The sequence below is a fragment of the Streptacidiphilus sp. EB103A genome (genome assembly GCF_041261405.1).
Taxonomy (GTDB): domain Bacteria; phylum Actinomycetota; class Actinomycetes; order Streptomycetales; family Streptomycetaceae; genus Streptacidiphilus.
On the sequence record NZ_JBGCAQ010000001.1, the window covers coordinates 604,081 to 629,091 of the forward strand.

26 protein-coding genes and 1 pseudogene are annotated in these 25,011 nt (G+C 70.3%); 23 read left to right on the plus strand and 4 right to left on the minus strand.

Annotation, left to right across the window (positions count from 1 at the left end; genetic code table 11):
• The first annotated feature begins 169 nt into the window (after positions 1–169).
• The 17 genes from dop to ABH941_RS02765 all read left to right on the plus strand — a co-directional run bounded on the left by dop (position 170) and on the right by ABH941_RS02765 (position 17,300).
• Complete coding sequence (gene dop / locus ABH941_RS02685; RefSeq protein ID WP_370126891.1) at positions 170–1,681, plus strand: depupylase/deamidase Dop; 1,512 nt, start codon at positions 170–172, stop codon at positions 1,679–1,681.
• A 218-nt stretch (positions 1,682–1,899) separates the two neighbouring features.
• Positions 1,900–2,118: a ubiquitin-like protein Pup gene (locus ABH941_RS02690; RefSeq protein ID WP_182451671.1), complete on the plus strand. Its 219-nt coding sequence runs from the start codon at positions 1,900–1,902 to the stop codon at positions 2,116–2,118.
• A gap of 5 nt (positions 2,119–2,123) precedes the next feature.
• Entirely contained in the window at positions 2,124–2,768 is a 645-nt protein-coding gene (locus tag ABH941_RS02695; protein WP_370126892.1) for an endonuclease VII domain-containing protein, read from the plus strand.
• Positions 2,720–3,565 carry a proteasome subunit beta gene (gene prcB / locus ABH941_RS02700; RefSeq protein ID WP_133997718.1) on the plus strand — a complete coding sequence of 282 codons (846 nt, stop codon included), beginning with the start codon at positions 2,720–2,722 and terminating at the stop codon, positions 3,563–3,565. The genes ABH941_RS02695 and prcB overlap by 49 nt, the downstream gene beginning before the upstream one ends.
• Before the next feature lie 54 nt (positions 3,566–3,619).
• Complete coding sequence (gene prcA, locus ABH941_RS02705) at positions 3,620–4,414, plus strand: proteasome subunit alpha (protein ID WP_370126893.1); 795 nt, start codon at positions 3,620–3,622, stop codon at positions 4,412–4,414.
• 121 nt (positions 4,415–4,535) lie between these two features.
• A complete protein-coding gene (gene pafA, locus ABH941_RS02710) occupies positions 4,536–5,897 on the plus strand; it encodes a Pup--protein ligase (RefSeq protein ID WP_370126894.1) in 1,362 nt (453 codons plus the stop codon).
• Between the two features lie 145 nt (positions 5,898–6,042).
• Positions 6,043–7,062, plus strand: coding sequence for an FKBP-type peptidyl-prolyl cis-trans isomerase (locus tag ABH941_RS02715; protein WP_370126895.1), 1,020 nt, complete (start codon positions 6,043–6,045; stop codon positions 7,060–7,062).
• 80 nt (positions 7,063–7,142) lie between these two features.
• The gene (locus ABH941_RS02720) at positions 7,143–7,514 is read left to right on the plus strand and encodes an FKBP-type peptidyl-prolyl cis-trans isomerase (protein ID WP_370126896.1); all 372 of its coding nucleotides are present in this window, start codon (positions 7,143–7,145) and stop codon (positions 7,512–7,514) included.
• Between the two features lie 145 nt (positions 7,515–7,659).
• On the plus strand, positions 7,660–8,649 hold the full coding sequence (locus ABH941_RS02725; protein WP_370126897.1) for a helix-turn-helix transcriptional regulator: 990 nt from the start codon (positions 7,660–7,662) through the stop codon (positions 8,647–8,649).
• A gap of 26 nt (positions 8,650–8,675) precedes the next feature.
• Positions 8,676–9,608, plus strand: a complete 933-nt coding sequence (locus ABH941_RS02730) for a helix-turn-helix transcriptional regulator (protein ID WP_370127067.1) — start codon at positions 8,676–8,678, stop codon at positions 9,606–9,608.
• The gene (locus ABH941_RS02735) at positions 9,605–9,835 is read left to right on the plus strand and encodes a hypothetical protein (RefSeq protein WP_370126898.1); all 231 of its coding nucleotides are present in this window, start codon (positions 9,605–9,607) and stop codon (positions 9,833–9,835) included. The genes ABH941_RS02730 and ABH941_RS02735 overlap by 4 nt, the downstream gene beginning before the upstream one ends.
• 36 nt (positions 9,836–9,871) lie before the next feature.
• Entirely contained in the window at positions 9,872–10,081 is a 210-nt protein-coding gene (locus ABH941_RS02740) for a hypothetical protein (RefSeq protein WP_370126899.1), read from the plus strand.
• Between the two features lie 156 nt (positions 10,082–10,237).
• Positions 10,238–10,525, plus strand: a complete 288-nt coding sequence (gene tatA, locus ABH941_RS02745; RefSeq protein WP_370126900.1) for a Sec-independent protein translocase subunit TatA — start codon at positions 10,238–10,240, stop codon at positions 10,523–10,525.
• 57 nt (positions 10,526–10,582) lie between these two features.
• Positions 10,583–11,596 (plus strand): twin-arginine translocase subunit TatC, encoded by a 1,014-nt coding sequence (tatC, locus tag ABH941_RS02750; protein ID WP_370126901.1) that lies wholly within the window; start codon positions 10,583–10,585, stop codon positions 11,594–11,596.
• Positions 11,597–11,759: 163 nt separating this feature from the next.
• Positions 11,760–14,636 (plus strand): DEAD/DEAH box helicase, encoded by a 2,877-nt coding sequence (locus tag ABH941_RS02755; RefSeq protein WP_370126902.1) that lies wholly within the window; start codon positions 11,760–11,762, stop codon positions 14,634–14,636.
• A 208-nt stretch (positions 14,637–14,844) separates the two neighbouring features.
• Positions 14,845–15,558: a cysteine hydrolase family protein gene (locus ABH941_RS02760; RefSeq protein ID WP_370126903.1), complete on the plus strand. Its 714-nt coding sequence runs from the start codon at positions 14,845–14,847 to the stop codon at positions 15,556–15,558.
• 47 nt (positions 15,559–15,605) lie between these two features.
• Complete coding sequence (locus ABH941_RS02765) at positions 15,606–17,300, plus strand: regulator (RefSeq protein WP_370126904.1); 1,695 nt, start codon at positions 15,606–15,608, stop codon at positions 17,298–17,300.
• A 50-nt stretch (positions 17,301–17,350) separates the two neighbouring features.
• Here ABH941_RS02765 and ABH941_RS02770 read toward each other — a convergent pair whose 3' ends face one another.
• Positions 17,351–17,992 (minus strand): alpha/beta fold hydrolase, encoded by a 642-nt coding sequence (locus tag ABH941_RS02770; RefSeq protein WP_370126905.1) that lies wholly within the window; start codon positions 17,990–17,992, stop codon positions 17,351–17,353.
• 100 nt (positions 17,993–18,092) lie between these two features.
• Between ABH941_RS02770 and ABH941_RS02775 the strand changes: the two genes are divergently transcribed.
• From ABH941_RS02775 to ABH941_RS02795, 5 genes and pseudogenes are all read left to right on the plus strand, one after another.
• Positions 18,093–18,782: a GntR family transcriptional regulator gene (locus ABH941_RS02775; RefSeq protein WP_370126906.1), complete on the plus strand. Its 690-nt coding sequence runs from the start codon at positions 18,093–18,095 to the stop codon at positions 18,780–18,782.
• A gap of 34 nt (positions 18,783–18,816) precedes the next feature.
• The gene (locus ABH941_RS02780) at positions 18,817–19,551 is read left to right on the plus strand and encodes a cysteine hydrolase family protein (protein ID WP_370126907.1); all 735 of its coding nucleotides are present in this window, start codon (positions 18,817–18,819) and stop codon (positions 19,549–19,551) included.
• Positions 19,552–19,713: 162 nt separating this feature from the next.
• Positions 19,714–20,358: a PadR family transcriptional regulator gene (locus tag ABH941_RS02785; protein WP_370126908.1), complete on the plus strand. Its 645-nt coding sequence runs from the start codon at positions 19,714–19,716 to the stop codon at positions 20,356–20,358.
• Between the two features lie 175 nt (positions 20,359–20,533).
• Positions 20,534–21,595: an ABC transporter ATP-binding protein gene (locus ABH941_RS02790; protein ID WP_370126909.1), complete on the plus strand. Its 1,062-nt coding sequence runs from the start codon at positions 20,534–20,536 to the stop codon at positions 21,593–21,595.
• Positions 21,592–22,410 (plus strand): annotated as a pseudogene (locus tag ABH941_RS02795) (ABC transporter permease). The gene ABH941_RS02790 and the pseudogene ABH941_RS02795 overlap by 4 nt, the downstream one beginning before the upstream one ends.
• 74 nt (positions 22,411–22,484) lie before the next feature.
• Here the strand turns inward: ABH941_RS02795 and ABH941_RS02800 are convergent.
• Positions 22,485–22,706 (minus strand): dodecin, encoded by a 222-nt coding sequence (locus tag ABH941_RS02800; RefSeq protein ID WP_370126910.1) that lies wholly within the window; start codon positions 22,704–22,706, stop codon positions 22,485–22,487.
• A gap of 93 nt (positions 22,707–22,799) precedes the next feature.
• The gene (locus ABH941_RS02805; protein WP_370126911.1) at positions 22,800–23,186 is read right to left on the minus strand and encodes a hypothetical protein; all 387 of its coding nucleotides are present in this window, start codon (positions 23,184–23,186) and stop codon (positions 22,800–22,802) included.
• Positions 23,187–23,292: 106 nt separating this feature from the next.
• On the opposite strand from ABH941_RS02805, the gene ABH941_RS02810 reads away from it, so the two are divergent.
• On the plus strand, positions 23,293–24,099 hold the full coding sequence (locus ABH941_RS02810) for a TrmH family RNA methyltransferase (RefSeq protein ID WP_370126912.1): 807 nt from the start codon (positions 23,293–23,295) through the stop codon (positions 24,097–24,099).
• Positions 24,100–24,106: 7 nt separating this feature from the next.
• On the opposite strand, the gene ABH941_RS02815 is transcribed toward ABH941_RS02810, so the two are convergent.
• Positions 24,107–24,919: a TrmH family RNA methyltransferase gene (locus ABH941_RS02815; RefSeq protein ID WP_370126913.1), complete on the minus strand. Its 813-nt coding sequence runs from the start codon at positions 24,917–24,919 to the stop codon at positions 24,107–24,109.
• Between the last annotated feature and the right edge of the window lie 92 nt (positions 24,920–25,011).

Here is a 25,011-nt window from a genome sequence, read left to right on the forward strand (position 1 = left end):
GCTGCGGGTGAGTATCTCCACCCGTAGCCGGACGGTTCGCGTCCGGACCCTGTTTGAACAACCTCGGTGAGTGATCTCCCGGTTGTCAGTGAGCAGTTCTAGGCTCGGGTTACCGAACCGGGCCGACCGCAGGCGGTGAGTCGTCAGCGGCAGTTCGAAGGAGGGCCGCATGACTGTACGGCGCGTAATGGGAATCGAGACGGAGTACGGGATCTCCGTCCCGGGGCACCCCAACGCCAATGCCATGCTCACCTCGTCGCAGGTGGTCAACGCCTACGCTGCGGCGATGCACCGGGCCCGGAGGGCGCGGTGGGACTTCGAGGAGGAGAACCCGCTGCGTGACGCCCGCGGGTTCGACCTGGCCCGGGACAACGCCGACGCCAGCCAGCTGACCGACGAGGACATCGGCCTCGCCAACATCATCCTGACCAACGGCGCCCGCTTCTACGTGGACCACGCGCACCCCGAGTACAGCTCGCCCGAGGTCACCAATCCGCGCGACGCAGTGCTCTGGGACAAGGCCGGCGAGCGGATCATGGAGGAGGCCGCCAACCGCGCCCTCCAGGTCCCCGGGGCCCACCCGATCCACCTGTACAAGAACAACACCGACAACAAGGGCGCCTCCTACGGCACCCACGAGAACTACCTGATGAAGCGGTCGACCCCGTTCGCCGACATCGTCAGGCACCTCACCCCCTTCTTCGTCTCCCGACAGGTGGTCACCGGCGCGGGCCGGGTCGGCATCAACCAGGACGGCTCGGCCGACGGCTTCCAGATCAGCCAGCGCGCCGACTACTTCGAGGTCGAGGTCGGCCTGGAGACCACGCTCAAGCGGCCCATCATCAACACCCGCGACGAGCCCCACGCGGACGCGGAGAAGTACCGCCGGCTGCACGTCATCATCGGCGACGCCAACCTCTCCGAGATCTCCACCTACCTCAAGCTCGGCACCACCGCGCTGGTGCTGTCCATGATCGAGGACGGCTTCATCGGCGTCGACCTGGTCGTCGACCAGCCGGTGCGGACGCTGCACCGGGTCTCCCACGACCCCGACCTCGGCTACCTCCTCTCGCTGCGCAGCGGACGGAAACTGACGGCGGTACAGCTCCAGATGGAGTACTGCGAGCTGGCCCGCAAGTACGTCGAGGACCGTTTCGGCGCCGACGCGGACGAGCAGACCCGGGACATCCTGGACCGCTGGGAGGATGTCCTCGGGCGACTCGAACGCGACCCGATGAGCCTGTCCCGGCAGCTGGACTGGATCGCCAAGCGGGAGATCCTGGAGGGCTACCGCCAGCGGGACGGCCTGGACTGGGACAACCCGCGGCTGCACCTGGTCGACCTCCAGTACGCCGACGTGCGGGCCGAGAAGGGCCTCTACAACCGCCTGGTGGACCGCGGGCGGATGGAGCGGCTGCTCACCGAGCCGGACGTGCTGCGGGCAGCCCACAAGCCGCCGGAGGACACCCGCGCCTACTTCCGCGGCCGCTGCCTGGAGCAGTACGCCGACCATGTCGCCGCCGCCTCCTGGGACTCTGTCATCTTCGACCTCCCGGGTCGCGACTCGCTCCAGCGGGTTCCTACGCTGGAGCCGCTCCGGGGCACCCGTAAGCACGTCAAGGCCCTGCTGGACCGGTGCCGCACGGCGGAGGAGCTGGTCCGGGTGCTGTCCGGGGGCTGACCCGCCCGGTCGGGTTGAGTGCAAAACGAACCTCTGTCCGCTTCGGGCGTAACCAGAGGGTGACGGCAAGCTACGAAGGGTGAAGCCCCACGACGTGGGCATCATCGGGACAGCACCAGTCGTTGTATCTCCAGGGCCAAAACACAGGGCGTTTGTCACCCCTCGTGTATAGGGTCTGACCAGCAGTACCGGACACGATCGAGCGGGGTGTGAGGGACATGGCGACCAAGGACACCGGCGGTGGGCAGCAGCGGGCGAACCGCTCCTCCGAGGAGGTCGAAGAGACCGAGGTCGAGGCGAACGAGGCCTCCGACCTCAAGGAGCGCAAGGCGAAGCTCGACGACGACGTGGACGCGGTGCTCGACGACATCGACGAGATCCTCGAGTCCGATGCCGAGTCTTTTGTCCGGAGTTACGTGCAAAAAGGCGGGGAATAGACGATATGTCCGATTTGCCCAGCAAGAATTGCTGGGACTGCGGTGAGCTGAAGTCGGCCGCTGAATTCTGGAAGCGCAAGGATTCGAAGGACGGCTTGGCTTACTACTGCAAGCCCTGCTTCAAGGTGCGGAACACGGCGGCAACCCGGAGGCGGGCAGAGCGCAATGGAACCAATCCTCGCCGCTACATTCCTCGACAGGAGGCGCCGGAGGGGATGAAGTACTGCCTGGACTGCGAAACGTTGAAGTCAACGGATGATTTCGTTCGGTATCGCGGCTCCGCTGATGGCTTGACCTCCTACTGCAAACCGTGTCATACGGCTCGCGGTGTGAAGTCCAAGAACCGGACGCATGGCAGCACTCGTGATTACCACCTCAAGCGTCGCTACGGTCTGACATCGGCCGAAGTGACTGCCATGATCAAGGCTCAGATGGGTGTCTGTGCGATCTGTCTGACTCCGGGCCCGGAACATGTGGATCACGACCACAAAACGGGTAGGGTCCGAGCCATCCTCTGCTTCAACTGCAATGGCGGACTGGGGCAGTTCAAGGACCGGCCCGACCTGCTCCGCCGTGGGGCCGACTATCTGGAAGGGAACGTGTGGAAGCCAACACTCGTGGCACCGGGCGTCTACCGGCTGCCTTCTTGACGCCGGGTTCGTCGTCCTTCGTCGAATTCCTGGCGGACCATCAGCCGGAGCTGCTCCCGGGCCGCCGGACCCTGCCGGCCGGGCTGCAGCCGCTGGAGGCTCCGCACGGCACCACCATCGTGTCCGTCACCTTCGACGGCGGGGTGATCCTGGCCGGCGACCGCCGGGCCACCATGGGGAACCTGATCGCCCAGCGCGACATCGAGAAGGTCTTCCCCGCGGACGAGTACTCCGCCGTCGGCATCGCCGGCACGGCCGGCCTCGCCGTGGAGATGGTGCGCCTGTTCCAGCTGGAACTGGAGCACTACGAGAAGATCGAGGGCACCCAGCTCTCCCTGGAGGGCAAGGCCAACCGCCTCACCACCATGATCCGCGGCAACCTCGGGATGGCCATGCAGGGCCTGGCCGTGGTGCCGCTCTTCGCCGGCTACGACCTCGACCTCGGCCGGGGCCGGATCTTCAGCTACGACGTCACCGGCGGCCGCTCCGAGGAGGTCGGCTTCGCCGCGACCGGCTCGGGCTCGCTGTTCGCCAAGGGCTCGCTGAAGAAGCTCTACCGTGCCGACCTGACGGCCGAACAGGCCACCACCGCGGTCGTCCAGGCGCTCTACGACGCCGCCGACGACGACTCCGCCACCGGTGGTCCCGACCTGACCCGGGGCATCTTCCCGATCGTCGGCGTCATCACCGAGGACGGCTTCCGCCGCCTCCCCGACGAGGAGGTCGGCGCGCTGGCCCGGAGCATCCTCGACCACCGCCTGGAGTTCCCCAACGGCCCGCAGGCCGGACTTCTCTAGCCCTCATCTCTCCTACCACCACTCCACATCGACTCCAGATAGGGGCGACAGCCGGTGTCGACGCCGTTCTACGTCTCACCCCAGCAGGCCATGGCCGACCGCGCCGAGTACGCCCGCAAGGGCATCGCGCGCGGCCGCAGCGTGGTCGTGCTCACCTACGCCGACGGCATCGTCTTTGTGGCGGAGAACACCTCCCGGGCGCTGCACAAGGTCTCCGAGATCTACGACCGCATCGCCTTCGCCGCGGTCGGCCGCTACAACGAGTTCGAGAACCTGCGGATCGGCGGCGTCCGCTACGCCGATCTGCGCGGGTACTCGTACGACCGGGCCGACGTCAACGCCCGCGGCCTGGCGAACGTCTACGCCCAGACCCTGGGCACCATCTTCTCCTCCACCGGCGAGAAGCCGTACGAGGTGGAGCTGATCGTCGCCGAGGTCGGCAAGGGCCCGGACGACGACCAGATCTACCGGCTCACCCCGGACGGCTCGGTCGTCGACGAGCAGCACACCGTCGCGGTCGGCGGGAACTCCGAATCCATCAGCACCTACCTCCAGCAGCGCCACGCCGAGGGACTGACCCTCCCCGAGGCGCTGAAGCTCGCGGTCGACGGCCTGGCCCGCGATCCCAATGGCGGCCAGGCCCGCACGCTGACCCAGGATCAGCTGGAGGTCGCGGTCCTGGACCGCAGCCGCTGGCAGCAGCGCAAGTTCAAGCGCCTGGTGGGCGGCCAGCTCGGCCGCCTGCTGGCGGGCGACGAGACCGCCGTCGGCGACGAGGACGACATCCCGGCGGAGGCCGCAGCCGAAGCCCCGCCGGAGGAGTCCACCGACACGTCGTCCGAGGACTGATCCCGTTTCTGTTCACGCCGGAGGGCAAGGCGACCGCGTGCCCTCCGGCTCCTTTCGGTTTCGGACTGTGTCCGAGCGTGCACATTCTGAGTGAGGTACGGCCCGGCAAAGGGGAGACACCATGGACCGCAGAATCTTCGGACTGGAGAACGAGTACGGGGTGACCTGCACCTTCCGTGGCCAGCGCAGGCTGTCCCCGGACGAGGTGGCCCGCTACCTGTTCCGCCGTGTGGTGTCCTGGGGCCGCAGCAGCAACGTCTTCCTGCGCAACGGGGCCCGGCTCTACCTGGACGTGGGCTCGCACCCGGAGTACGCCACCCCGGAGTGCGACGACGTCGCCGAGCTGGTGACCCACGACAAGGCGGGGGAGCGGATCCTCGAGGGCCTGCTGGTGGACGCCGAGCGGCGGCTGCACGAGGAGGGCATCGCCGGCGACGTCTACCTCTTCAAGAACAACACCGACTCGGCCGGGAACTCCTACGGCTGCCATGAGAACTACCTGGTCGGCCGGCACGGCGAGTTCTCCCGGCTGGCCGACATCCTGATCCCCTTCCTGGTCACCCGGCAGCTGATCTGCGGCGCCGGCAAGGTGCTGCAGACCCCGCGCGGCGCGGTCTACTGCGTCAGCCAGCGGGCCGAGCACATCTGGGAGGGCGTGAGCTCGGCGACCACACGCTCCCGTCCGATCATCAACACCAGGGACGAGCCGCACGCCGACGCCGAGCGCTACCGCCGGCTCCACGTCATCGTCGGCGACTCCAACATGTCGGAGACCACCACCCTGCTCAAGGTGGGCGCGACCGACCTGGTGCTGAAGATGATCGAGGCCGGCACGGTGCTGCGCGACCTCACCCTGGAGAACCCGATCCGGGCGATCCGCGAGGTCAGCCACGATCTCACCGGCTCCCGGCAGGTGCGGCTGGCGAACGGCCGGGAGGCCAGCGCGCTGGACATCCAGGAGGAGTACTTCTCCAAGGCCAGCGCCTTCGCCGACGCCAAGGGCATCCGCACCGGCACCGTGGCCAAGGTGCTGGACCTGTGGGGCCGCACCCTGGAGGCGATCCGGGCCGAGGACTACTCCAAGGTCGACCGCGAGATCGACTGGGTGATGAAGTACCAGCTGATCGAGCGCTACCGGGCCAAGAACGGCATCAGCATGTCGCACCCGCGGGTCGCCCAGATCGACCTCGCGTACCACGACATCCACCGCCGCCGGGGCCTCTACTACCTGCTGCAGAACCGGGGCCAGGCCGAGCGGGTCACCGACGACCTGAAGATCTTCGAGGCCAAGTCCGTGCCCCCGCAGACCACCCGGGCCCGGCTCCGCGGTGACTTCATCCGCCGGGCTCAGGAGCAGCGCCGCGACTTCACCGTCGACTGGGTGCATCTGAAGCTGAACGACCAGGCGCAGCGCACGGTCCTCTGCAAGGACCCGTTCCGCTCGGTGGACGAGCGGGTGGAGAAGCTGATCGCCGGTATGTGAGGTCGGCTTGCAGGTCGGTTTGTCATGGCCCCCGTGTCCGTATTGTGACGGCACGGGGGCCTGGTGGTTGTGGTGCGGGTATGGCGAGGTCGTAGAGTGGCGCGGACGGACCGTTGCTCTATTTCTCTCCACCCTAAGGACGATCGTGCGCCGAACCGCCACTGCCGCCGCGCTGCTCCTGGTGCCCGCCTTGCTGCTGACCGCGTGCAGTAGCGGCTCCAAGTCGAAGTCCGCGGACGCGACGACGCCCACGGCTTCCGCCGCCGCGTCGGCGTCCGCCTCGGCGGTGCCGGTGCCGGCCGTGGTGGACACGACCGTGGGCCTGCCGACGGTCGGCGGGACCTTCGGCAAGGACATCACGCTGACGCTGCCGAGCGGGACGCCGACGGACAAGTTCGTGGTGCACACGGTGACCGAGGGCACCGGTGCCACGGTGAGCACCGGCAACTTCGCCGTCTTCAACTTCACGGTCGAGGACTGGACCACCGGCAAGACCCTGAACACGGCCTACGGCAAGACCAGCGCCCCGGCGGTGCGCAAGCCCACGGACACGATGATCCCGGCGCTGGACAAGGCCGTGGTGGGCCACAAGGTCGGCAGCCGGGTCGTGGTGGTCGCTCCGCCCGGTGCGGCCTCTGCGCAGATGGCCAAGTCCGAGCCGACCGGGGTCACCGCCAAGGACACCCTGGTGTTCGTGATCGACATCAACCAGGTCGTCGGCGCCAAGGACGACGTGACCGGCACCCAGGTGGCCTCCCCGGCCGGTATGCCGACGGTGGTCGCCACCGCGGGCAAGGCCGCGACCTTCACCATCCCGGACGCGGCCAAGAAGCCGACCAAGCTGGAGACCGGGGTGCTGATCAAGGGCGCCGGCGCGAAGGTGCTGAGCGGTCAGACCATCATCGTCCAGTACACCGGGGCGACCCTGGCGGACGGCAAGGTGTTCGACTCGTCCTGGAAGGACAACGGCGCGATGGCGACGGTCATCGGCCAGCAGCAGGTCATCACGGGTTGGGACCAGGGTCTGGTGGGCCAGACGGTCGGCAGCCGGGTGCTGCTGTCCATCCCGTCCAAGCTGGCCTACGGCGCCTCCCCGCCGGCCAACAGCGGGATCGCGGCCAACGCCGACATGGTGTTCGTCGTGGACATCCTGGCCGCCGCCTAGCCCGCCGCCGCGCCGCCCTGGGCGTAACGTACATCCTGAGCCGGGGGGACGCCCCCGGACAGCAACGAGGAGAAGCAACCTTGAGCATCGAGAAGCCGGAGATCGACTTCCCGGGCGGCGAGCCGCCGGCCGAGCTGCAGATCAGGGACATCTGGGTGGGTGAGGGCGAGGAGGCCAAGCCCGGCCACAACGTCAGCGTCCACTACGTCGGCGTGTCCTTCAGCACCGGTGAGGAGTTCGACGCCAGCTGGAACCGCGGCTCCGCGTTCAAGTTCCCGCTGGGTGGCGGCCGGGTCATCAAGGGCTGGGACCAGGGCGTCGTGGGCATGAAGGTCGGCGGCCGGCGCGAGCTGGTCATCCCGGCGCACCTGGCCTACGGCAACCAGAGCCCCACCCCCGCGATCAAGCCGGGCGAGACCCTGATCTTCGTCGTGGACCTGCTGGGCGTCTGAAGCAGTCCCGCCCAGGCAGCTCGGCGCGGCCCCGCTCTACCACAGTCGTGGTGGGGCGGGGCCGCGCTTTTGTGGTCGGGCCCGGTACCGGTACGGTCGTGTGCGCCGGGCATATCTGATGTCCGAGCCCAGGGAAGGGTGTGCGATGCCCATCGCCAAGTCCGAGCGTCTGATGAACCTCGCGCTGTGTCTGATGAACACCAAACGACCGCTGAGCAAGCGGGAGTTGCGGGACTCCATCGAGGCGTACCGGGAGGCTGCGGACAGCGCCAGCGAGGACTCCTTCAACCGGATGTTCGAGCGCGACAAGGACGATCTGCGCGAGCTCGGCCTGGTCATCGACGTGGACGAGAACGCCCTCGACGGCGAGCTGGGCTACCTCGCCCGGCGCGACCGCAACCGGCTGCCGGAGATCTCCCTGGACGCGGAGGAGGCCGCCGCGCTGAGCCTGGCCGCCGGGGTCTGGACCCAGGCCCGGCTCGCCGGAGCGGCCAGCGGCGCGCTGCACAAGCTTCGCGCCGGGGGCGCGCTCGCCGAGGGGGACGGCGCGGAGGCGCATTCGGCCCTGGAACCGCGTATCCCGGCCCGGGAGGCGGCCTTTGAGCCCTTGCTGGCCGCAGCCCGTGACCGCCGGCCGGTCTCCTTCGCCTACCGCAAGTCCGGGGCGTCCCAGCCCGAGCAGCGCGGCGTCGAGCCCTGGGCCCTGGAGTGCTGGCACGGACACTGGTACCTGGCCGGCTGGGACCGCGACCGCAAGGACGTCCGGGTGTTCCGGCTGAGCCGGATCACCGGCCGGGTCAAGGCCCGCCACGACGCCTTCCAGGCCGAGGTTCCGGACCACGTCGACGTCCGCCAGCACGTCGCCCGGTTCGCGGGGGAGGGGGCGACCGCCACCGCCCGGATCCGGCTGCGCCGGGGTGCGGCCTTCCCGCTGCGGACCAAGGCCCTGCACGCCGAGCCGGTCGACGCCGAGTGGGACGAGCTGGAGATCCCGTTCGGGCACGGCCTGGCCGCCGACCTCACCGAGTTCGGCGCCGACGTGGTCGTGGTCGGCCCGGCCGAGCTGCGCTCCGACGTCATCGCCCGGCTGCGCGCCGTGGCCGCAGTCGCCACTTCTGGAGGGTCAGCGCAGTGAGCAACGCCATCGACCAGACCCGTCGGATGCTGTCCCTGGTCACCTATCTCCGCGAGCGCCCCGGCGCCCGGGTCGGCGAGGTGGCCCGGGCCTTCGGCATCACCGAGCGTGAGCTCGTCGGCGACCTCAATGTGCTGCCGATGTGCGGGACCAGCTTCCGCGGCGGAGACCTGCTCGACATCGACACCGACGGCGAGCGCATCTGGTGGCACAACGCCGACGATGTCGCCCAGCCGCTGCGGCTGTCCTCGGACGAGGCCATCTCGCTGCTGGTCGCGGCCCGTGCCGTGGCCGGGCTGCCCGGCCTGCGCGAGCGCGACCGGGCCGCGCTGACCCGTGCCGTCGCCAAGCTGGAGGCCGCGGCGGGGGACGCGGCCGAGGGCAGCGCCAGGGTCGGGGTGACCTTCGAGGCCGAGGGCAGCGTCTTCGCCGACGCCGACCGGGCCATCACCGAGCGTCGCCGGCTGTGGCTGCGTTACTACTCCTCGGGCCGCGGCGAGATGACCGAGCGCGAGGTCGACCCGATCCGGCTGGTCACCGAGGGCCACACCTACCTGGAGGGCTGGTGCCGGCTGTCCGAGGACCGTCGGATGTTCCGGCTGGACCGGATCGCCGACATCAAGGTCCTGGACGTGCCCTCCGACCCGCCGCCGCTGGAGCTGCGCGACCTGTCCGAGGGGCTGGTCCGCCCGGCCGAGGACGACCCGCAGGTGGTCCTGGAGGTGGGCCCGGGCGGCCGCTGGGTCACCGAGTACTACACATACGAGAACGCGGTGGAACTGCCCGACGGCGGGCTGAGGATCACCCTGCGCACCCCGGACCCCACCGGGCTGCTGCGGCTGGCGCTCCGACTGGGAGCGGACGGCAGGATCACCGAGCCGCCGGACCTCGCCGAGCGGGCCCGCAGCATCGCAGCCGGCGCCCTGGCGCGCTATGCCGAAGCGGGGGCGCAGGGGTGAGCGGGGCGGCCACCCGCTTCCGGGCCTACTGCCCGGAGTGCCGCAGCACGGTCGAGCTGCGCCCCGACGCCTTCCGCCTCTCGCTGGGCCGTACCAGCGAGCGGACCTACTACTCGTTCACCTGCCCGAGCTGCGAGGCCCCGGTCCGCAAGCGGGCCGGGGAACGGATCGTCGAGGCGCTGACCGGGGCCGGAGTGCCCGCCCTGCGGCTTCATGTGGTCCGTTGACCGGCCGACTGCCGCCGCGGCCCTAGGATGGCGGGCATGCCTTGGATGATCGTGGCCGCTGTCGGCCTGTGCACCGCGGGGCTCCTGGTCCTGGGCTGGTGCGCGCTGCTGGTGTACCGGCAGGTGCTCGCACTCTCGCGGGAACTGGACCGGGGAGCGGGCCGCATCGCGGGGGCGGCGGCCAACCTGGAGCGGGCCGCCGATCCGGTCGCCCGCCGGGCCGGGGATCTGGTCCCCCACGCGTAGTTCCCGATCCGTAGGCTTCCGTTCATACTGTGATCGGCTGTGCCCGCGTAGGATGAGGGCGAGGTAGCCAGACCTCGACTTATGCTCCGGCTCTGGACCTGCCCACAGGTCTCCTGCGTATTATCGGCGCAGAGACCACGACGAAGAGGGATACCCATGCTCGAGAACCGCGGACTTGAAATCATCATCCTGGCGGTCGTCGTGCTGCTGCTCTTCGGAGCCAAGCGGCTGCCCGACTCTGCCCGCGCCCTTGGCAAGTCCCTGCGCATCCTCAAGTCCGAGGTCGGTGCGATGAAGTCGGACGACAAGGTCACCGAGGCCAAGACCGCGACGGCCGAGTCCGTCGTCGTCCCCAAGACCATCCAGGCCGCTCCCGGCGAGGCCGCGACCGCCCGTCCGGTGGCCGACGCCGTGCCCGAGCCGACGACCACCGCCAAGGCCTGACCCGCGCTCCCGTTTGACCTCTCCATCCACCCATCTCGCAGGGACTGAAGCCGCACGGTGAGCGACACCCAGGGCAGCAGCCGTCCGTCGGTCGGACGTCAGAAGCAGCCGAAGGACAACGAGGGACGAATGCCCCTCTCGGATCATCTCCGTGAGCTTCGCAACCGGTTGCTGATCTGCCTCGCGGCGCTGCTGGTCACCACGGTGCTCGGCTGGGTCATCCACAACTGGCTGATCGACCAGCTCACCGGGCCCGCCTGCCGGATCAATGGTGTACAGGGTTACGGGCAGCACACGAAGTCCTGCCCCAACGGGTTGCTGGTCAACAACGGCGTACTCGCACCGCTGTCGTTTACCTTCAAGATCTCGATGATGGCCGGCCTGATCCTGGCCAGCCCGGTCTGGACGTACCAGCTCTGGGCGTTCGTCGCGCCCGGGCTGTACAAGAAGGAGAAGAAGTACGGCCTCAGCTTCACCGCGGCCGCGGTGCCGTTGTTCCTGGTCGGGGCCTACCTGGCCTACTGGATCTTCCCCAAGGCCCTGGGCATTCTGGTCAGCTTCAACCCGCCGGGCTTCTCGCTGGCCTTCTCGGGCGCCGAGTTCCTGGACTTCTTCATCCGCATGGTGATGGTCTTCGGCCTCTCCTTCGAGCTGCCGTTGCTGCTGGTGGCGCTGAACTTCCTCGGCATCCTCAGCGCCGCGAAACTCCGCAGCTGGTGGCGCGGGATCATCTTCATCATCTTCGTGTTCTCGGCCGTGGCCACCCCGACCGGCGACCCGCTGACCATGAGCGTGCTGGCTGTCCCGATCTGCGTGCTGTTCCTGCTGGCCCTGGGCGTCTGCACGCTGCACGACCGGGCCAAGGCCCGCCGCAAGGCCGTCGAGGACCCGGACAGCCTGCTGGACGTGGACGTCGCCTCCTCGCTGGACCTGACCCCCTCGGACGTCCGCGCCGAGACGGTCTCCGCCGAGGAGTTCGCGCACGCCGAGCCGATGGTCTACCACCCGGACGAGGACGAGGCCGCAGGGGTCCCCGCCGCCAGGGGCGAGCGCATGGACGACATCACCTGATCCGCCCGACCTGATCCGGCCCAAACAAATGGCTGGGTCAAGTGTCAGTTCCTCCGGGTAGCCTCTGGGGGAGATGCAGACCCACGACCACAGTTCAGGCGCCGCAGACGCAGGCACCGCCCATCGCGCTCCCGTGCGCCCGACCCGGGAGGAAGGTGCCGCGATGACCTCCGCCGCTCCTGATGACCACGCTGTAGAAGAGCTCAGCCCCTCCGAGCGCTACGCCGCCTCCCGGCGCCTGGCCAAGGAACAGGCCACCGCCCTGTTCGCCTTCCGGGACCTGTACGACTTCCCGCTGGACGCCTTCCAGATCGAGGCCTGCGAGGCCCTGGAGGCCGGTTCCGGGGTGCTGGTGGCCGCTCCGACCGGCTCCGGCAAGACCATCGTCGGCGAGTTCGCGGTGCACCTGGCGCTGGCCGAGGGCCGCAAGTGCTTCTACACCACCCCGATCAAGGCGCTGTCCAACCAGAAGTACGCGGACCTGGTCAAGCGCTACGGCCCGGACAAGGTCGGCCTGCTCACCGGGGACAACACGGTCAACAGCGAGGCCCCGGTGGTGGTGATGACCACCGAGGTGCTGCGCAACATGCTCTACGCGGGCTCGCAGACCCTCAACGGCCTCGGCTACGTGGTCATGGACGAGGTCCACTACCTGGCCGACCGCTTCCGCGGCGCGGTCTGGGAGGAGGTGATCATCCACCTCCCGGAGTCGGTCACCCTGGTCTCGCTGTCGGCGACGGTCTCCAACGCCGAGGAGTTCGGCGACTGGCTGGACACCGTCCGCGGCGGCACCAAGGTCATCGTCTCCGAGCACCGCCCGGTCCCGCTGTGGCAGCACGTGCTGGCCGGCAACCGGATGTACGACCTGTTCACCACCAGGGTCGCCGAGGAGCGCGCCTCGGGCCGCAAGCGGGACGGCGGCGGCAGCCGGGGCGGCGAGTCCGACGTCAACCCGGAGCTGGTCCGGCTGGCCCGTGCCGAGCAGGACCGCCGTTACGGCGGCCGGGACCGCTTCGACAAGCGTGGGCGGGGCCGCAGCATGCCCAACGGCCGCCCGGGCCGGGCCTGGACGCCGAGCAGGGTGGAGGTCATCGACCGGCTGGACTCCGAGGGCCTGCTGCCCGCGATCACCTTCATCTTCAGCCGGGCCGGCTGCGAGGCCGCCGTCCAGCAGTGCCTGCACTCCGGGCTGCGGCTGAACAACGACGCCGAGCGGGCCGAGGTCCGCGCCCTGGTCGAAGCCAGGACCGCCAGCATCCCCAGCGAGGACCTGCACGTCCTCGGCTACTACGAGTGGGTGGACGCGCTGGAGCGCGGGGTCGCCGCGCACCACGCCGGCATGCTGCCGACCTTCAAGGAGGTCGTCGAGGAGCTGTTCCTGCGCGGCCTGGTCAAGGCCGTCTTCGCGACCGAGACACTGGCGCTGGGCATCAACATGCCGGCCCGCTCGGTGGTGATGGAGAAGCTGGTCAAGTGGAACGGCGAGACCCACGCCGATGTCACCCCCGGCGAGTACACCCAACTCACCGGGCGTGCCGGGCGGCGCGGCATCGACATCGAGGGCCACGCCGTGGTGCTCTGGCAGCCCAGCCTGGATCCCGCCGCGCTGGCCGGCCTGGCCGGGACCCGCACCTATCCGCTGCGGTCCTCCTTCAAGCCGTCCTACAACATGGCCGTCAACCTGGTCTCCCAGTTCGGCCGGCACAAGTCCCGCGAGCTGCTGGAGACCTCCTTCGCGCAGTTCCAGGCCGACCGCTCGGTGGTCGGCATCGCCCGGCAGGTGCAGCGCAACGAGGAGGGCCTGGAGGGCTACCGCGAGGCGGTCAACTGCCACTTGGGGGACTTCGAGGAGTACTCCGGGCTGCGCCGGGCGCTGAAGGACCGGGAGAACGCGCTGGCCCGCGAAGGGGCCAACCAGCGCCGCGCCAGTGCCGCCGACTCGCTGGAGAAGCTGAAGCCGGGCGACGTCATCCACGTCCCCACCGGCCGCTTCGCCGGTCTCGCCCTGGTGCTGGACCCCGGCATCCCGCCGGTCAGCAGCCGCCACGGCCACCGGCACGAGCACAGCGAGGGCCCGCGTCCGGTGGTGCTCACCGCCGAGCGTCAGGTCAAGCGGCTGGCGATGATCGACTTCCCGGTGCCGGTGGAGGCCATCGAGCGGGTCAGGATCCCGCGCAGCTTCAACCCGCGCAGCCCGCAGTCCAGGCGCGACCTGGCCTCGGCGCTGCGCACCAAGGCCGGGCACATCGAGCCGGCCCGGGCCCGCAAGGGCCGGGCCGCCGCCGCGGACGACCCGGAGATCAGCCGGCTGCGCACCGCACTGCGGCAGCACCCCTGCCACGGCTGCGACGACCGCGAGGACCACGCCCGCTGGGCCGAGCGCTACGAGCGGCTCAAGCGCGACACCATGCAGCTGGAACGCCGGATGCAGTCCCGCACCCACACCATCGCCCGGACCTTCGACCGGGTCTGCGCGCTGCTGACCGACCTGGGCTACCTTCACGGCGACACGGTCACCGACGACGGCCGACGGCTGGCCCGGCTCTACGGCGAGCTGGACCTGCTGGCCTCGGAGTGCCTGCGCGAGGAGGTCTGGGAGGGGCTGACCCCGGCCGAACTGGCCGCCTGTGCCTCGGCTCTGGTCTATGAGTCGCGGCGCGGCGACGACGAGAGCAGCGCCCCCAAGCTCCCGGACGGCGGTTCCCGCGAGGCACTGGGCGAGATGGTGCGGCTGTGGGGCCATCTGGACGCCCTGGAGGAGCAGCACAAGCTCGCCGCCGAGGACAACGTGGGCCAGCGCGAGCCGGACCTCGGCTTCGCCTGGACGGCGTTCCGCTGGGCCTCCGGGCATCCACTGGACGCGGTGCTGCGCGAGGCGGACATGCCGGCCGGCGACTTCGTCCGCTGGACCAGGCAGCTGATCGACGTGCTGGGCCAGATCGCCAACGCCGCCCCCGAGGGCGGCACGGTCCGCGCCACCGCGCGCAAGGCCGTGGACGGCATCCGGCGCGGGATCATCGCGTACTCCTCGGTGGGCTGAACCTCAGAACCTCAGAAGCAGAACCGGGAGCGGCGAGGCAGGTACGCCGGTCCCGGTTCTGTCCGTTCCCGGGCCCGAATCCAGGGCTGGATACAGGTCTGGATTCAGCGGTAACCAGTTCTTCACGCCCCGGACTCCTCTCGGAAAACCGACACCCCGACAGTCATCGCAACAGCACGGCTCGTGATTCTCCGTCAGGAGGGCTCATATGCCTGCACATTCCGCACAAGCGCTGCCGGTGGCCGCACTCCCGGGGCCCTTTCCGCTGAACCCCGCCGCGATGGCCCTGGTTCTGATCGACATGCAGCGCGACTTCCTCGAACCGGGCGGCTTCGGCGAGTCCCTGGGCAATGACGTCGGCATGCTGCGGCGCACCATCGAACCGCTGCGGGCGGTGCTCGCCGCGACCAGGAGCCTCGGGCTCCCGGTGCTGCACACCAGGGAGGGGCATCTGCCCGACCTGTCCGACTGCCCGCCGAGCAAGCTCAACCGCGGCGCGCCGTCACGGCGGATCGGCGACCCCGGCCCCAACGGACGCATCCTGATCCGGGGTGAGTACGGCCACGACATCATCGACGAACTCGCCCCGGTGGCCGGGGAGCCGGTGATCGACAAGCCGGGGAAGGGTGCGTTCTACGGCACCGACTTCGGCGAGGTCCTCGCCGTCGCGGGCGTCACCCAACTGGTGGTCACCGGGGTGACCACCGAGGTCTGCGTGCACACCACGGTGCGCGAGGCCAACGACCGGGGGTTCGACTGCCTGGTCCTCTCGGACTGCGTCGGCTCCTACTTCCCCGAATTCCAGCAGGCCGGGCTGGCCATGATCTCCGCCCAGGGCGGGATCTTCGGCTGGACCGCCTCCTCCGCGGACTACCTGGCCGCCCTGGCCCCGCTCGGCAGCCGGGCGGCAGTGGCCCGCTGACCGTCCGTCACATCCTGCACGGCACCTCTCACCCCACGGAGTCTGCCATGTCCACCTTGACCCCTGCGCCGACCTCCGCGTCGGCAGCCGATCCACCGCCCGCCCTGCGCTGGTGGGTGCCCGGCGACACCAACGCGTTCTTCGGCCTCGGCTTCAACGTCCTGGTCAACGTCCTGGTCCTGACCGGCCTGGTCATCGGCGTCGTCAACATTCCCAGCCACAGGGTGTACCACACCATCCTGCCGGCCCTCGGCGTGGAGCTGCTGATCGGCAACGTCTACTACACCTACCTGGCGCGCAGGCTGGCGCGCCGGGAGAACCGCACGGACGTCGCGGCGATGCCCTACGGCCCTTCGGTGCCGCACATGTTCATCGTCACCTTCGTGATCATGCTGCCCACCTATCTCGCCACCAAGGACCCGATCCGGGCCTGGGAGGCCGGCCTGGCCTGGGCGTTCGTGATCGGCGTGATCGTCCTCATCGGAGCCTTCGTCGGACCCTACATCCGCCGCTGGACGCCCAGGGCCGCGTTGCTCGGCACGCTGGCGGGCATCTCGGTCGCCTTCATCTCCATGCGCCCGGCCGGGCAGATGTGGGAGCAGGCGTGGATCGCGCTGCCGGTGCTGATGATCATCCTGATCGGGTTCTTCACCAATCTGCGGCTGCCCGGCAACATCCCGGTCGGTCTCGCCGCGCTGCTGGTGGGCACGGCCATCGGCTGGGCCGGCGGCTTCATGCACACCGCCGACGTGTCGCTGGCGGCCAAGGACATCGCCATCGGCCTGCCGACCTTCCAGTTCCATCTGCTCTTCACCGGCATCAGCCACATCGGGCCGCTGCTGTCCACGGCCATCCCGCTGGGCATCTACAACTTCACCGAGGGCATGACCAACGTGGAGAGCGCCTCGGTCGCCGGGGACAGCTACAACCTCCGGTCGGTGCTGCTCGCCGACGGCACCGGCGCCATCGTCGGCGCGGCGCTGGGCTCGCCCTTCCCGCCGGCCGTCTACATCGGCCACCCGGGCTGGAAGGCGGCCGGCGGACGTACCAGCTACTCGATGGCGAGCGGCATCGTGATCGCGGTGCTCTGCTTCACCGGGATGTTCGGGCTGCTCGGCGCGGTGCTGCCGCTGCCGGCGATCGTGCCGATCCTGCTCTACATCGGCCTGCTCATCGGCGCCCAGGCGTTCCAGGCGGTACCCAGGGCGCACGCTGCGGCGGTGATGATCGCGATCATTCCCAATGTCGCGTCCTGGGCCCAGGGGCAGATGGCCAACGTGCTGTCGGCGGTCGGCTACCAGAGCGTCGACTTCTCGGCCCACGCGGTGCTCGTCCCGCCGACCGGCAGCACACCCGGCTCGGTGCCGGAGAGCGCGCTGGTCAACGCGGGCGTCATCTACAAGGGCCTGATGCTGCTCGGGGACGGCGCGGTGCTGGCCGGGCTGATCCTGGGCGCCATCGTGGTGTTCCTGATCGACCGGGAGTTCCAGAAGGCGGCGATCTACTGCGCGGCGGGAGCCGTGCTGTCCTTCGTCGGACTGATCCACGGAGCCAAGGTCGGCTGGGACGTCGACGGACAGGTGGCCCTGGGATACCTGTTCGCTGCGGTGGTGTGCCTGCTGTTCCACTTCCGCAAGGTGCCGCCGAGAGTGCCAGGCCCCGACGAGGCGCTGCTCGCCGAGGAGGGGTCCGTGACGGCCGAACCCGAGCCCGCGTCCGCTGAGCCGGAGCCCGCGGTGTGAGGGTCCGGCCCGGGGGAGGGGGTGACGGCCGGCGGCTCGGCTGCCGGCCGTTACCCCACCAGTTCCCTTACCGCCGAGGCCAGTTGCTGGGGCTGCTCCAGGTGGACCGCGTGGCCGCAGCCCGCCAGCACCCGGTAGGGGACCCCCGCCACGGCCCGCAGCGCCCGGGCGGCCCGGTGGCGCGGCGGCGGGGAGAGCGCGCCTACCGTGGTGGTCACCCGGGCGGGCAGCTCCATGGCCCGTGCGGGCGGTTCGAAGGCCCGGAACATGGCGAAGTCACGGCGGACCGCGTCCGGATCGGCCGAGGCCATCGACGGGTCCCAGGCCGGCCCGTACAGCGCCGACCCGAACCCGGCCACACCGTGCGCCGCGTACTCCTCGGCGACCCGGGCCAGCAGCCCGGGGACCAGCGAGCCCACGGCGGGTTCGTGCAGCAGCGCCCCCGCCACCGGCACGCCGGCGGCGAGCAGGGCCAGACCCAGCGTCGCGCCCCCGCTCACGCCCACCACCACCGCGCCCGCGGCGGCACCGGCGAGGGCGTCCACCTCGGTCCGCAGATCCCCGCTGCAGGCCCGGTCCGGGGCCTCCACCTCGAAGGCCGGACTGCCGTTCTCCAGCAGCTCCCTGACGGTCGACCAGACCCCGGCGGTAGTTGCGGCACCATGGACGAGGAGGATGCGCTGGGGCGGCATGCCGGTCAGCATAGAGCGCGCTTCGGGCGCGTCAGGGCCGGGGAGGCTGCCGTAACAGCGGGGGAACGAACGCGACACAGCAACTTCGGAGGATGGCCGAATGGACCTTGCCGTCAGCGAACCCGAGACGCCCAGCGAAGCCGCCTACCGGCAGTTGCGCGACCGGCTGCTCGCCGGCGGCTTCCCGCTCACCCGCAGACTCGGCGAGGAACGCCTCGCGGCCATGGTCGGCGTCTCCCGTACGCCGGTGCGCCACGCGCTGATCCGGCTGCACGGCGAGGGCCTGGTCAGCCGGCACCAGGACGGCGGCTACCGCCCGGCGATCCCCGACCCCGAGGACATCACCTGCCTCTACGAGGCGCGCCGGGCCCTGGAGATCGGCGCCATCTGGGCCCCCACCGAGGCCGGCCGCCGGCACGACCGGACCGCGCTCGGCGAGCTGCGCGACTACTGGGAGAACCTGCGCAGTGAGCAGCCCCCGGCGGACGCCGGCTTCGTCGCCGTCGACGAGGACTTCCATGTGCGCCTCGCCGCCTCGGCGGGCAACGAGGTCATGGTGGAACTGCTGCGTTCGGTGAACGCCCGGATCCGAGTGATCCGCATCCATGACTTCCTGAGCGACGACCGGATCGAACAGACCATCAGCGAACACCTGGACATCCTGCGCGCGGTCGCCGCCGACGACCCCTCCACCGCGGAGCGGGTCTTCCGGGCGCATCTCGCCAAGTCCAAGGAGGTCGCCGAGGAACGGGCACTGCGGGCCATCGCCCGGATGGCGAGGCTCGACTGAACCTGGCAGGACCTACCCGAGAGGTGCACCCCGGATGACCAGCACCAGCACCACTTCCAGTACCGGAGAGCCCGGTACGCGCAGCTTCGGCACGGTCGCCGCCGAGCCCTACCCGTGGCCCTACGACGGGGTGCTGCGCCCCGCCACCACCGCGCTGCTCTGCATCGACTGGCAGACCGACTTCTGCGGCCCGGGCGGCTACGTCGACACCATGGGCTACGACCTGGCGCTCACCCGCGCCCCGCTCGCCCCCACCGCCAAGGTCCTCGCGGCGGCCCGGGCCGAGGGCTTCACCATCGTGCACACCCGCGAGGGCCACCGGCCCGACCTCGCCGACTGCCCGCCCAACAAGCTGTGGCGGTCGCGCCGGATCGGCGCCGGGATCGGCGACAGCGGACCGTGCGGCCGGATCCTGGTGCGCGGCGAGCCGGGCTGGGAGATCGTGCCCGAGGCCGCGCCGCTGCCGGGGGAGCTGATCGTCGACAAGCCCGGCAAGGGCTCCTTCTACGCCACCGACCTGGACCTGCTGCTGCGCACCCGGGGGATCACCCATCTGATTCTCACCGGCATCACCACGGACGTCTGCGTGCACACGACCATGCGCGACGCCAACGACCGCGGCTACGAGTGCCTGCTGCTGACCGACTGCACCGGCGCGACCGACCCGGCCAACCACGAGGCCGCGCTCCGCATGGTGACCATGCAGGGCGGGGTGTTCGGGGCGATCGCCTCCTCGGCGGCGCTGCTGGAGACGCTCGGCGCGACCTGAGCACCGCCGTACCGCCAGGCCCGTCCCGGAGGACCTTCGGGGCGGGTCTTGTGCTGTTCATTATCGCGATATAACGTGTTGACAGAAGCAATACCTCACTGCGTATACTCGGCTACGAGTAATCGTGAAGGGGTAGCGTGGTCGGGAAGTCGGGAGAAGGCCATGGCGAAGCGGAAGATGACCAATCCGCTGGCTCTGGCCGTCCTCGCGACCATCCGCGAGCAGCCGCGCCACCCGTACGAGATCGCCCAGGTGCTGCGCTCCCGTGGCAAGGAGCACAGCATCAAGATCAACTACGGCTCGCTCTACACCGTGGTGCAGAGCCTGGAACGGCACGGCTTCATCGAGGCGTCCGGCACCGAGCGCGACGGCCGCAGGCCCGAGCGCACGCTCTACAGCGTCACCGAGGCCGGCAGCGCCGAGCTGCTGGACTGGCTCGCCGAGCTGGTCACCGATCCGGTCAAGGAGTACCCGCGCTTCGAGTCGGCGCTGTCGCTCATCGGCGTCTTCCCGCCGGACCAGGCGATGGAGCTGCTGGAACGGCGGGTGGCCGAGCAGGACGCTCGGATCGCGGACCAGCGCGAGGAGTTGGCGGCGGTGCTGGCCATGGGCGTGCCCAGGATCTTCCTGGTGGAGTCCGAGTACAGCCTGGCCATGCGGGTCGCCGAGAACGACTGGACCCGGCAGCTGCTCAAGCAGATGGCTGACGGCTCACTGGAGGGCATGGACGGCTGGCGCCAGTACCACGCCACCGGCGAGGCCCCCCGGGAGTGGCAGGAGCTGGAGGCCAGGAACCAGCAGGAGTGATGCGCACAGCAGAGGGCCCCGACCGGTGCGGCAACACCGGACGGGGCCAGGAACCTCGGTACCGGCCTGCGCGAACAGGACTCGGACGCTACGAGGAACACACGCTCTCATCGTAGCCCGAGTCCCTCGTCGTGGATCAGTACCCGAACGATCAACGACCGAAGGGACCACCACCATGACCAGCCCCAGCGGCGGCACGGCGCGGACGGCGGCAACCGTCCCGCACCCCGGCGCCCGCCCGGCAGCGGCCCGCCCGCTCGCCATCGAGGCCGTCGGCCTCGTCAAGACCTACCAGGTGAAGGGCCGGTCCGAGCCGGTCCGGGCCCTGGACGGCCTCAGCATCAGCGTCGAGCCCGGCATCGTCTTCGGCCTGCTCGGGCCCAACGGCGCCGGCAAGTCCACCACCGTCAAGATCCTCACCACCCTCGCCGCCGCCGACGGCGGCAGCGCCACGGTGGCCGGCCGGGACATCGCCGCCGACCCCGCGCTGGTGCGCCGGGCCATCGGCGTCGTCGCCCAGCGTTCCGGGGCCGACCCGGTGGCGACCGGCCGGGAGAACCTGCTCCTGCAGGGCCGCCTCTACGGGATGCGCGGCGCCGAGCTGAGCCGCCGCGCCGACGAGCTGCTCGACCGCTTCGACCTTGCCGACGCCGCCAGGCGCCAGGTCAAGACGTACTCCGGCGGGATGCAACGGCGCCTGGACGTGGCGCTCGGCCTGGTCCACCGCCCCGACGTGCTCTTCCTGGACGAGCCCACCACCGGCCTCGACCCCGAGGCGCGTACCGCCATGTGGGAGGAGATCGGCCGCCTCGCCGGGGACGACGGGCTGACCATCCTGCTCACCACGCACTACCTGGAGGAGGCCGACCGGCTGGCCGCCCGCCTGGCCATCGTGGACCGGGGCCGGATCGTCACCGAGGGCACGCCCGACGACCTCAAGGGCGAGCTCCACGGCGACGCCGTCCACGCCGAGCTCGCCGCGGCCCCGGGCGGTGACGCGCTGGACATCTACCAGGCGCTGGGCCGGGTGCCCGGCATCCGCGAGATCACCGTGGACGGACGGCGGGTCAGCGCCCGCGCCGACGACGGCGCCGCGGCCGTACCCGCGGTGCTGGCCGCGCTCGACCAGGCAGGCAGCCCGGTGGCCGCCGTCACCGTCGCCCGCCCGTCCCTGGACGACGTCTACCTCCGCTATGCCGGACGCAGCTTCGCCGACGCCGAAGGAGCCTCGCGATGAGCAGCACCACCACCCGCACCGCGGCCGCCGGACCCGGGCTCGCCGAGGGCCTCGCCCAGACCTGGTTCATGACGCAGCGCCAGTTCGCGGCCTTCGCCCGCCAGCCCGCCTATCTGGTCATCACCCTGGTCCAGCCGGTGATCTGGCTGTTCCTGTTCGGCGCGCTGTTCCGCAAGGTGGTCTAACTGCCCGGTTTCGGCACCGGCAGCTACCTCGACTACCTGGTCCCCGGGGTGATCGTGATGAGCGCGGTCTCCGCCAACATGTGGGCGGGGATGGGCACCCTGGAGGAGATCGACCGGGGCACGCTCAACCGCTTCCTGATCACCCCGGTCCGCCGCAGCGCGCTGATGAACGCCAACGTGGTGGCGCAGTCGGTCACCACGGCGATCCAGTCGCTGATCATCATCCTGCTCGGCCGGGCCGGCGGCGCCCACTACCCCGGCGGGGTGCTGGGCCTGCTGATCCTGGTCCTGGTCTCCTCGGCGCTCGGCACCGTCTTCGGGGCCTTCTCCAACGCCCTGGGCATGCTGGTGCGCCAGCGCGAGTCGATCATCGGCATCAACACCTTCCTGCTGCTGCCGCTGACCTTCCTCTCCTCGGCCTTCATGCCGCCGGCCCTGATGCCGCACTGGATGCAGGTGGTGGCCAGGTTCAACCCGGTCAACTGGGCGCTGGAGAGCAGCCGCGCCGCGATGTCGGCCCATCCCGACTGGTGGTCGGTGCTCAGCCACGGCGGCTGGACGCTGCTGCTGGCGGCCTTCGCGGTCTGGCTGTCGCTGCGGACCTTCCGCTCCTACCAGAAGTCCGTCTGACCGGGCGTCGTCCCGGGCGTCGTCCGGGGGGCCGTCCCGTTCGCCGGGGCGGCCCCCTATTGCTCCCCAGCCCGTTACGACGCGTCCGGGTCCTCCAGGCGGAAGCCGACCTTCAGCCCCACCTGGAACTGGCTGACGGCTCCGTCGACGATGCTGCCGCGCACCTGGGTCACCTCGAACCAGTCCAGGCCGCGCAGGGTCTGCGAGGCGCGGGCGACCGCGTTGCGCACGGCGGCGTCGACACTCTCGGACGAGGTTCCGACGATCTCGGTGACCCGGTAGGTGTGGTCGGTCATGGCGGACTCCGTTCTGGGCGGGCTACTGCTGCGGCTCCTGCTCGTCCACCCTGCCGCACCGCCCGGCTCCCCGCACGACGAACGGCACGCCCGCTACCGCGGCCAGCCGGGGGCGGAGCTGGGGGAGGCCGCGAGCCGGGCGAGGTAGGAGCGGCAGCGCGGGCGGGCCTGCTGCAGCGCGTAGGCCTGGGCGGCGGGCAGACCCTGACGCTTCGCGGTGCTCCCCGAGGCCGGGAGCAGGACCTGGACGATGTCGTTCTCGCCGCCGGAGAGCCCCATCTCCTGGTAGTCCAGGCCCATGTCGCTGCCGGGGGTGAGCAGGTAGCGCACCCAGTACGCGACCGAGCTCGTGCACTCCTCGACAGGGTCGACCCTGGTCGCCGTGGGAGACGGAGCGGGAGTGGGCGAGCCGGGCTGGGCCGCGCAGGCGGAGCAGAGCAGCAGCGCGGCGGCGACGAGAAAGATCCGGTACGGGCCCATGGCCCAGTGTCGGCCCCGGCGCCGCCGAAGTTCAACTCCCGGCCTGCACCGCTGCCCCGGGTATCGTCTGCTGAGACCATTTCACGGGCGACACACGAGCGGCGGCATGGAACTTCAGCAGATCGGCCTACAGCATCCGGCGGCGAGCCTCGTCCGGGACATCCAGAACAACCGCACGGGTATCCCGCGCCGCACCTTCGTCGCCGAAGGACTGTTCGAGAGCAACATCGTTCTGGAGACCGGCGTCTCGGTGGAGACATTCCTGTGGTGCCCCGAGGCCGCCTACTCGGACGAGGCGAACAAGCGGGCGGGACAGCTCGTGGACCGCGCCCGGCGTGCCTATCGGATCTCCGAGAAGACCTTGGCGCGACTGGCCGAGCGGCCCAATCCGGACGGGCTGCTCTCGATCGCCCAGCTGCCCGACTGGGACCCGGCGACCTTTGGATTCGGTGATGACGCGCTGGTGCTGGTGACGGACGCGCTGGAGATCCCCGGGAACCTCGGCACGCTGCTGCGCACCATGGACGCCTGCCAGGCGGACTGCCTGGTGATGACGAACCGTCGGACGCGGATGACCCATCCGAAGGTTCTGCGCAGCAGCCAGGGAATGAGCATCAAGGTCCCGTCCCTCGACTTCGACGAGGCCGGCGACGCCATCGCCTGGCTCAAGCGGAATCGGTTCAAGGTCTATATCGCGGACACCGACGACAGCGTCAACTACCGGAAGCTGGACTACCGGGGGCGGACGGCGCTGGTGGTCGGCAGTGAGCGTTACGGCGTTTCCCAGCCGTGGTACGAAGCCGGTTTCCAGCGGGTGGGAATCCCGATGCTGGGGTCGGCCGACTCGCTGAACGTGTCGGTGTCCGCGTCCGTCCTGCTGTACGAGGCGCGGGCGCACAAGAACGGCTGGTAGGCCGACGTCAGCGCCCGCCGCGGACCGTGTGCCGCCGCGCTTCGTAGAGCATGACCGAGGCGGCCACGCCGACGTTCAGTGATTCCGCGGTACCCACCATGGGGATCCGCAGTCGGCTGTCCGCGCCCGCCAGCATGGACTCCGGCAGTCCTTCCCGCTCGCTGCCGAACAGGAAGGCCAACGGGGGTTCGTACGTCGCGTCCCAGTGGTCCTGGTCCGCGGTGCCCGAGGTGGCGAGGACGGTCACGCTCTGCCTGGAGGCCCAGGAGAAGAACTCGTCGGCCCCGGGCGTGTGCACCACGTCGACGGCGAACAGCGAACCCATGCTGGCCTTGACCGCGACCGGGGAGAAGGCGTCCACCGTGTCCCCGATCAGGATGACGCCCGCTCCGCCCACCGCGTCCACGGTGCGGATGATCGTGCCGAGATTGCCCGGATTGCTGATCCGGTGCAGTGCGACGAAGACCGCGCCGGGGTGGACCGTCAGGGTGGACAGGTCGTCGGCGCGGCTTCGCACGATGGCCGCGAGGCCACCGGGGCCGTCGCGGTCGACGAGGCGCTTGAACAGGTCCGCGCTGAGCCGCGCCACGGACACGCCCGAGCGCTCCTGCTCCTCGACCATGCGCTGCGCCGATGCGCCGGTCAGCAGGTCGGGTGCGACGATGAGCGACTCGATCTCCCAGCCCGCCTCGACGGCGCGCCACACCGGCTGAAGGCCCTCGACGACGAACGCACCCTCGCGGCGCCGGTGCTTCCGGTCAGCGAGCAGCCTGGCCCGCTTCACGAGCGGGTTGGCGGCGCTGCTGATCGTGACTGTCATCTGTGCTCTCCATGGCTGACCGGGTCGTGCGTTCCCGACCCTACCCCCACCGCCGTGACCGCCGGATCGCTCGTGTCCCCGTCAGCAGACCG

Bases quoted from the DNA above. Each gene is read 5' to 3' on its own strand.
- ABH941_RS02775 (WP_370126906.1), top strand. From the start codon at position 18,093: ATGGACCTTGCCGTCAGCGAACCCGAGACGCCCAGCGAAGCCGCCTAC.
- ABH941_RS02805 (WP_370126911.1), bottom strand. From the start codon at position 23,186: ATGGGCCCGTACCGGATCTTTCTCGTCGCCGCCGCGCTGCTGCTCTGC.
- ABH941_RS02800 (WP_370126910.1), bottom strand. From the start codon at position 22,706: ATGACCGACCACACCTACCGGGTCACCGAGATCGTCGGAACCTCGTCC.
- ABH941_RS02815 (WP_370126913.1), bottom strand. From the start codon at position 24,919: ATGACAGTCACGATCAGCAGCGCCGCCAACCCGCTCGTGAAGCGGGCC.
- ABH941_RS02755 (WP_370126902.1), top strand. From the start codon at position 11,760: ATGACCTCCGCCGCTCCTGATGACCACGCTGTAGAAGAGCTCAGCCCC.
- ABH941_RS02730 (WP_370127067.1), top strand. From the start codon at position 8,676: ATGCTGTCCCTGGTCACCTATCTCCGCGAGCGCCCCGGCGCCCGGGTC.
- ABH941_RS02780 (WP_370126907.1), top strand. From the start codon at position 18,817: ATGACCAGCACCAGCACCACTTCCAGTACCGGAGAGCCCGGTACGCGC.
- ABH941_RS02770 (WP_370126905.1), bottom strand. From the start codon at position 17,992: ATGCCGCCCCAGCGCATCCTCCTCGTCCATGGTGCCGCAACTACCGCC.
- ABH941_RS02695 (WP_370126892.1), top strand. From the start codon at position 2,124: ATGTCCGATTTGCCCAGCAAGAATTGCTGGGACTGCGGTGAGCTGAAG.
- dop (WP_370126891.1), top strand. From the start codon at position 170: ATGACTGTACGGCGCGTAATGGGAATCGAGACGGAGTACGGGATCTCC.
- tatA (WP_370126900.1), top strand. From the start codon at position 10,238: ATGCTCGAGAACCGCGGACTTGAAATCATCATCCTGGCGGTCGTCGTG.
- ABH941_RS02740 (WP_370126899.1), top strand. From the start codon at position 9,872: ATGCCTTGGATGATCGTGGCCGCTGTCGGCCTGTGCACCGCGGGGCTC.
- ABH941_RS02790 (WP_370126909.1), top strand. From the start codon at position 20,534: ATGACCAGCCCCAGCGGCGGCACGGCGCGGACGGCGGCAACCGTCCCG.
- ABH941_RS02760 (WP_370126903.1), top strand. From the start codon at position 14,845: ATGCCTGCACATTCCGCACAAGCGCTGCCGGTGGCCGCACTCCCGGGG.
- ABH941_RS02725 (WP_370126897.1), top strand. From the start codon at position 7,660: ATGCCCATCGCCAAGTCCGAGCGTCTGATGAACCTCGCGCTGTGTCTG.
- pafA (WP_370126894.1), top strand. From the start codon at position 4,536: ATGGACCGCAGAATCTTCGGACTGGAGAACGAGTACGGGGTGACCTGC.
- ABH941_RS02690 (WP_182451671.1), top strand. From the start codon at position 1,900: ATGGCGACCAAGGACACCGGCGGTGGGCAGCAGCGGGCGAACCGCTCC.
- ABH941_RS02765 (WP_370126904.1), top strand. From the start codon at position 15,606: ATGTCCACCTTGACCCCTGCGCCGACCTCCGCGTCGGCAGCCGATCCA.
- ABH941_RS02785 (WP_370126908.1), top strand. From the start codon at position 19,714: ATGGCGAAGCGGAAGATGACCAATCCGCTGGCTCTGGCCGTCCTCGCG.
- ABH941_RS02810 (WP_370126912.1), top strand. From the start codon at position 23,293: ATGGAACTTCAGCAGATCGGCCTACAGCATCCGGCGGCGAGCCTCGTC.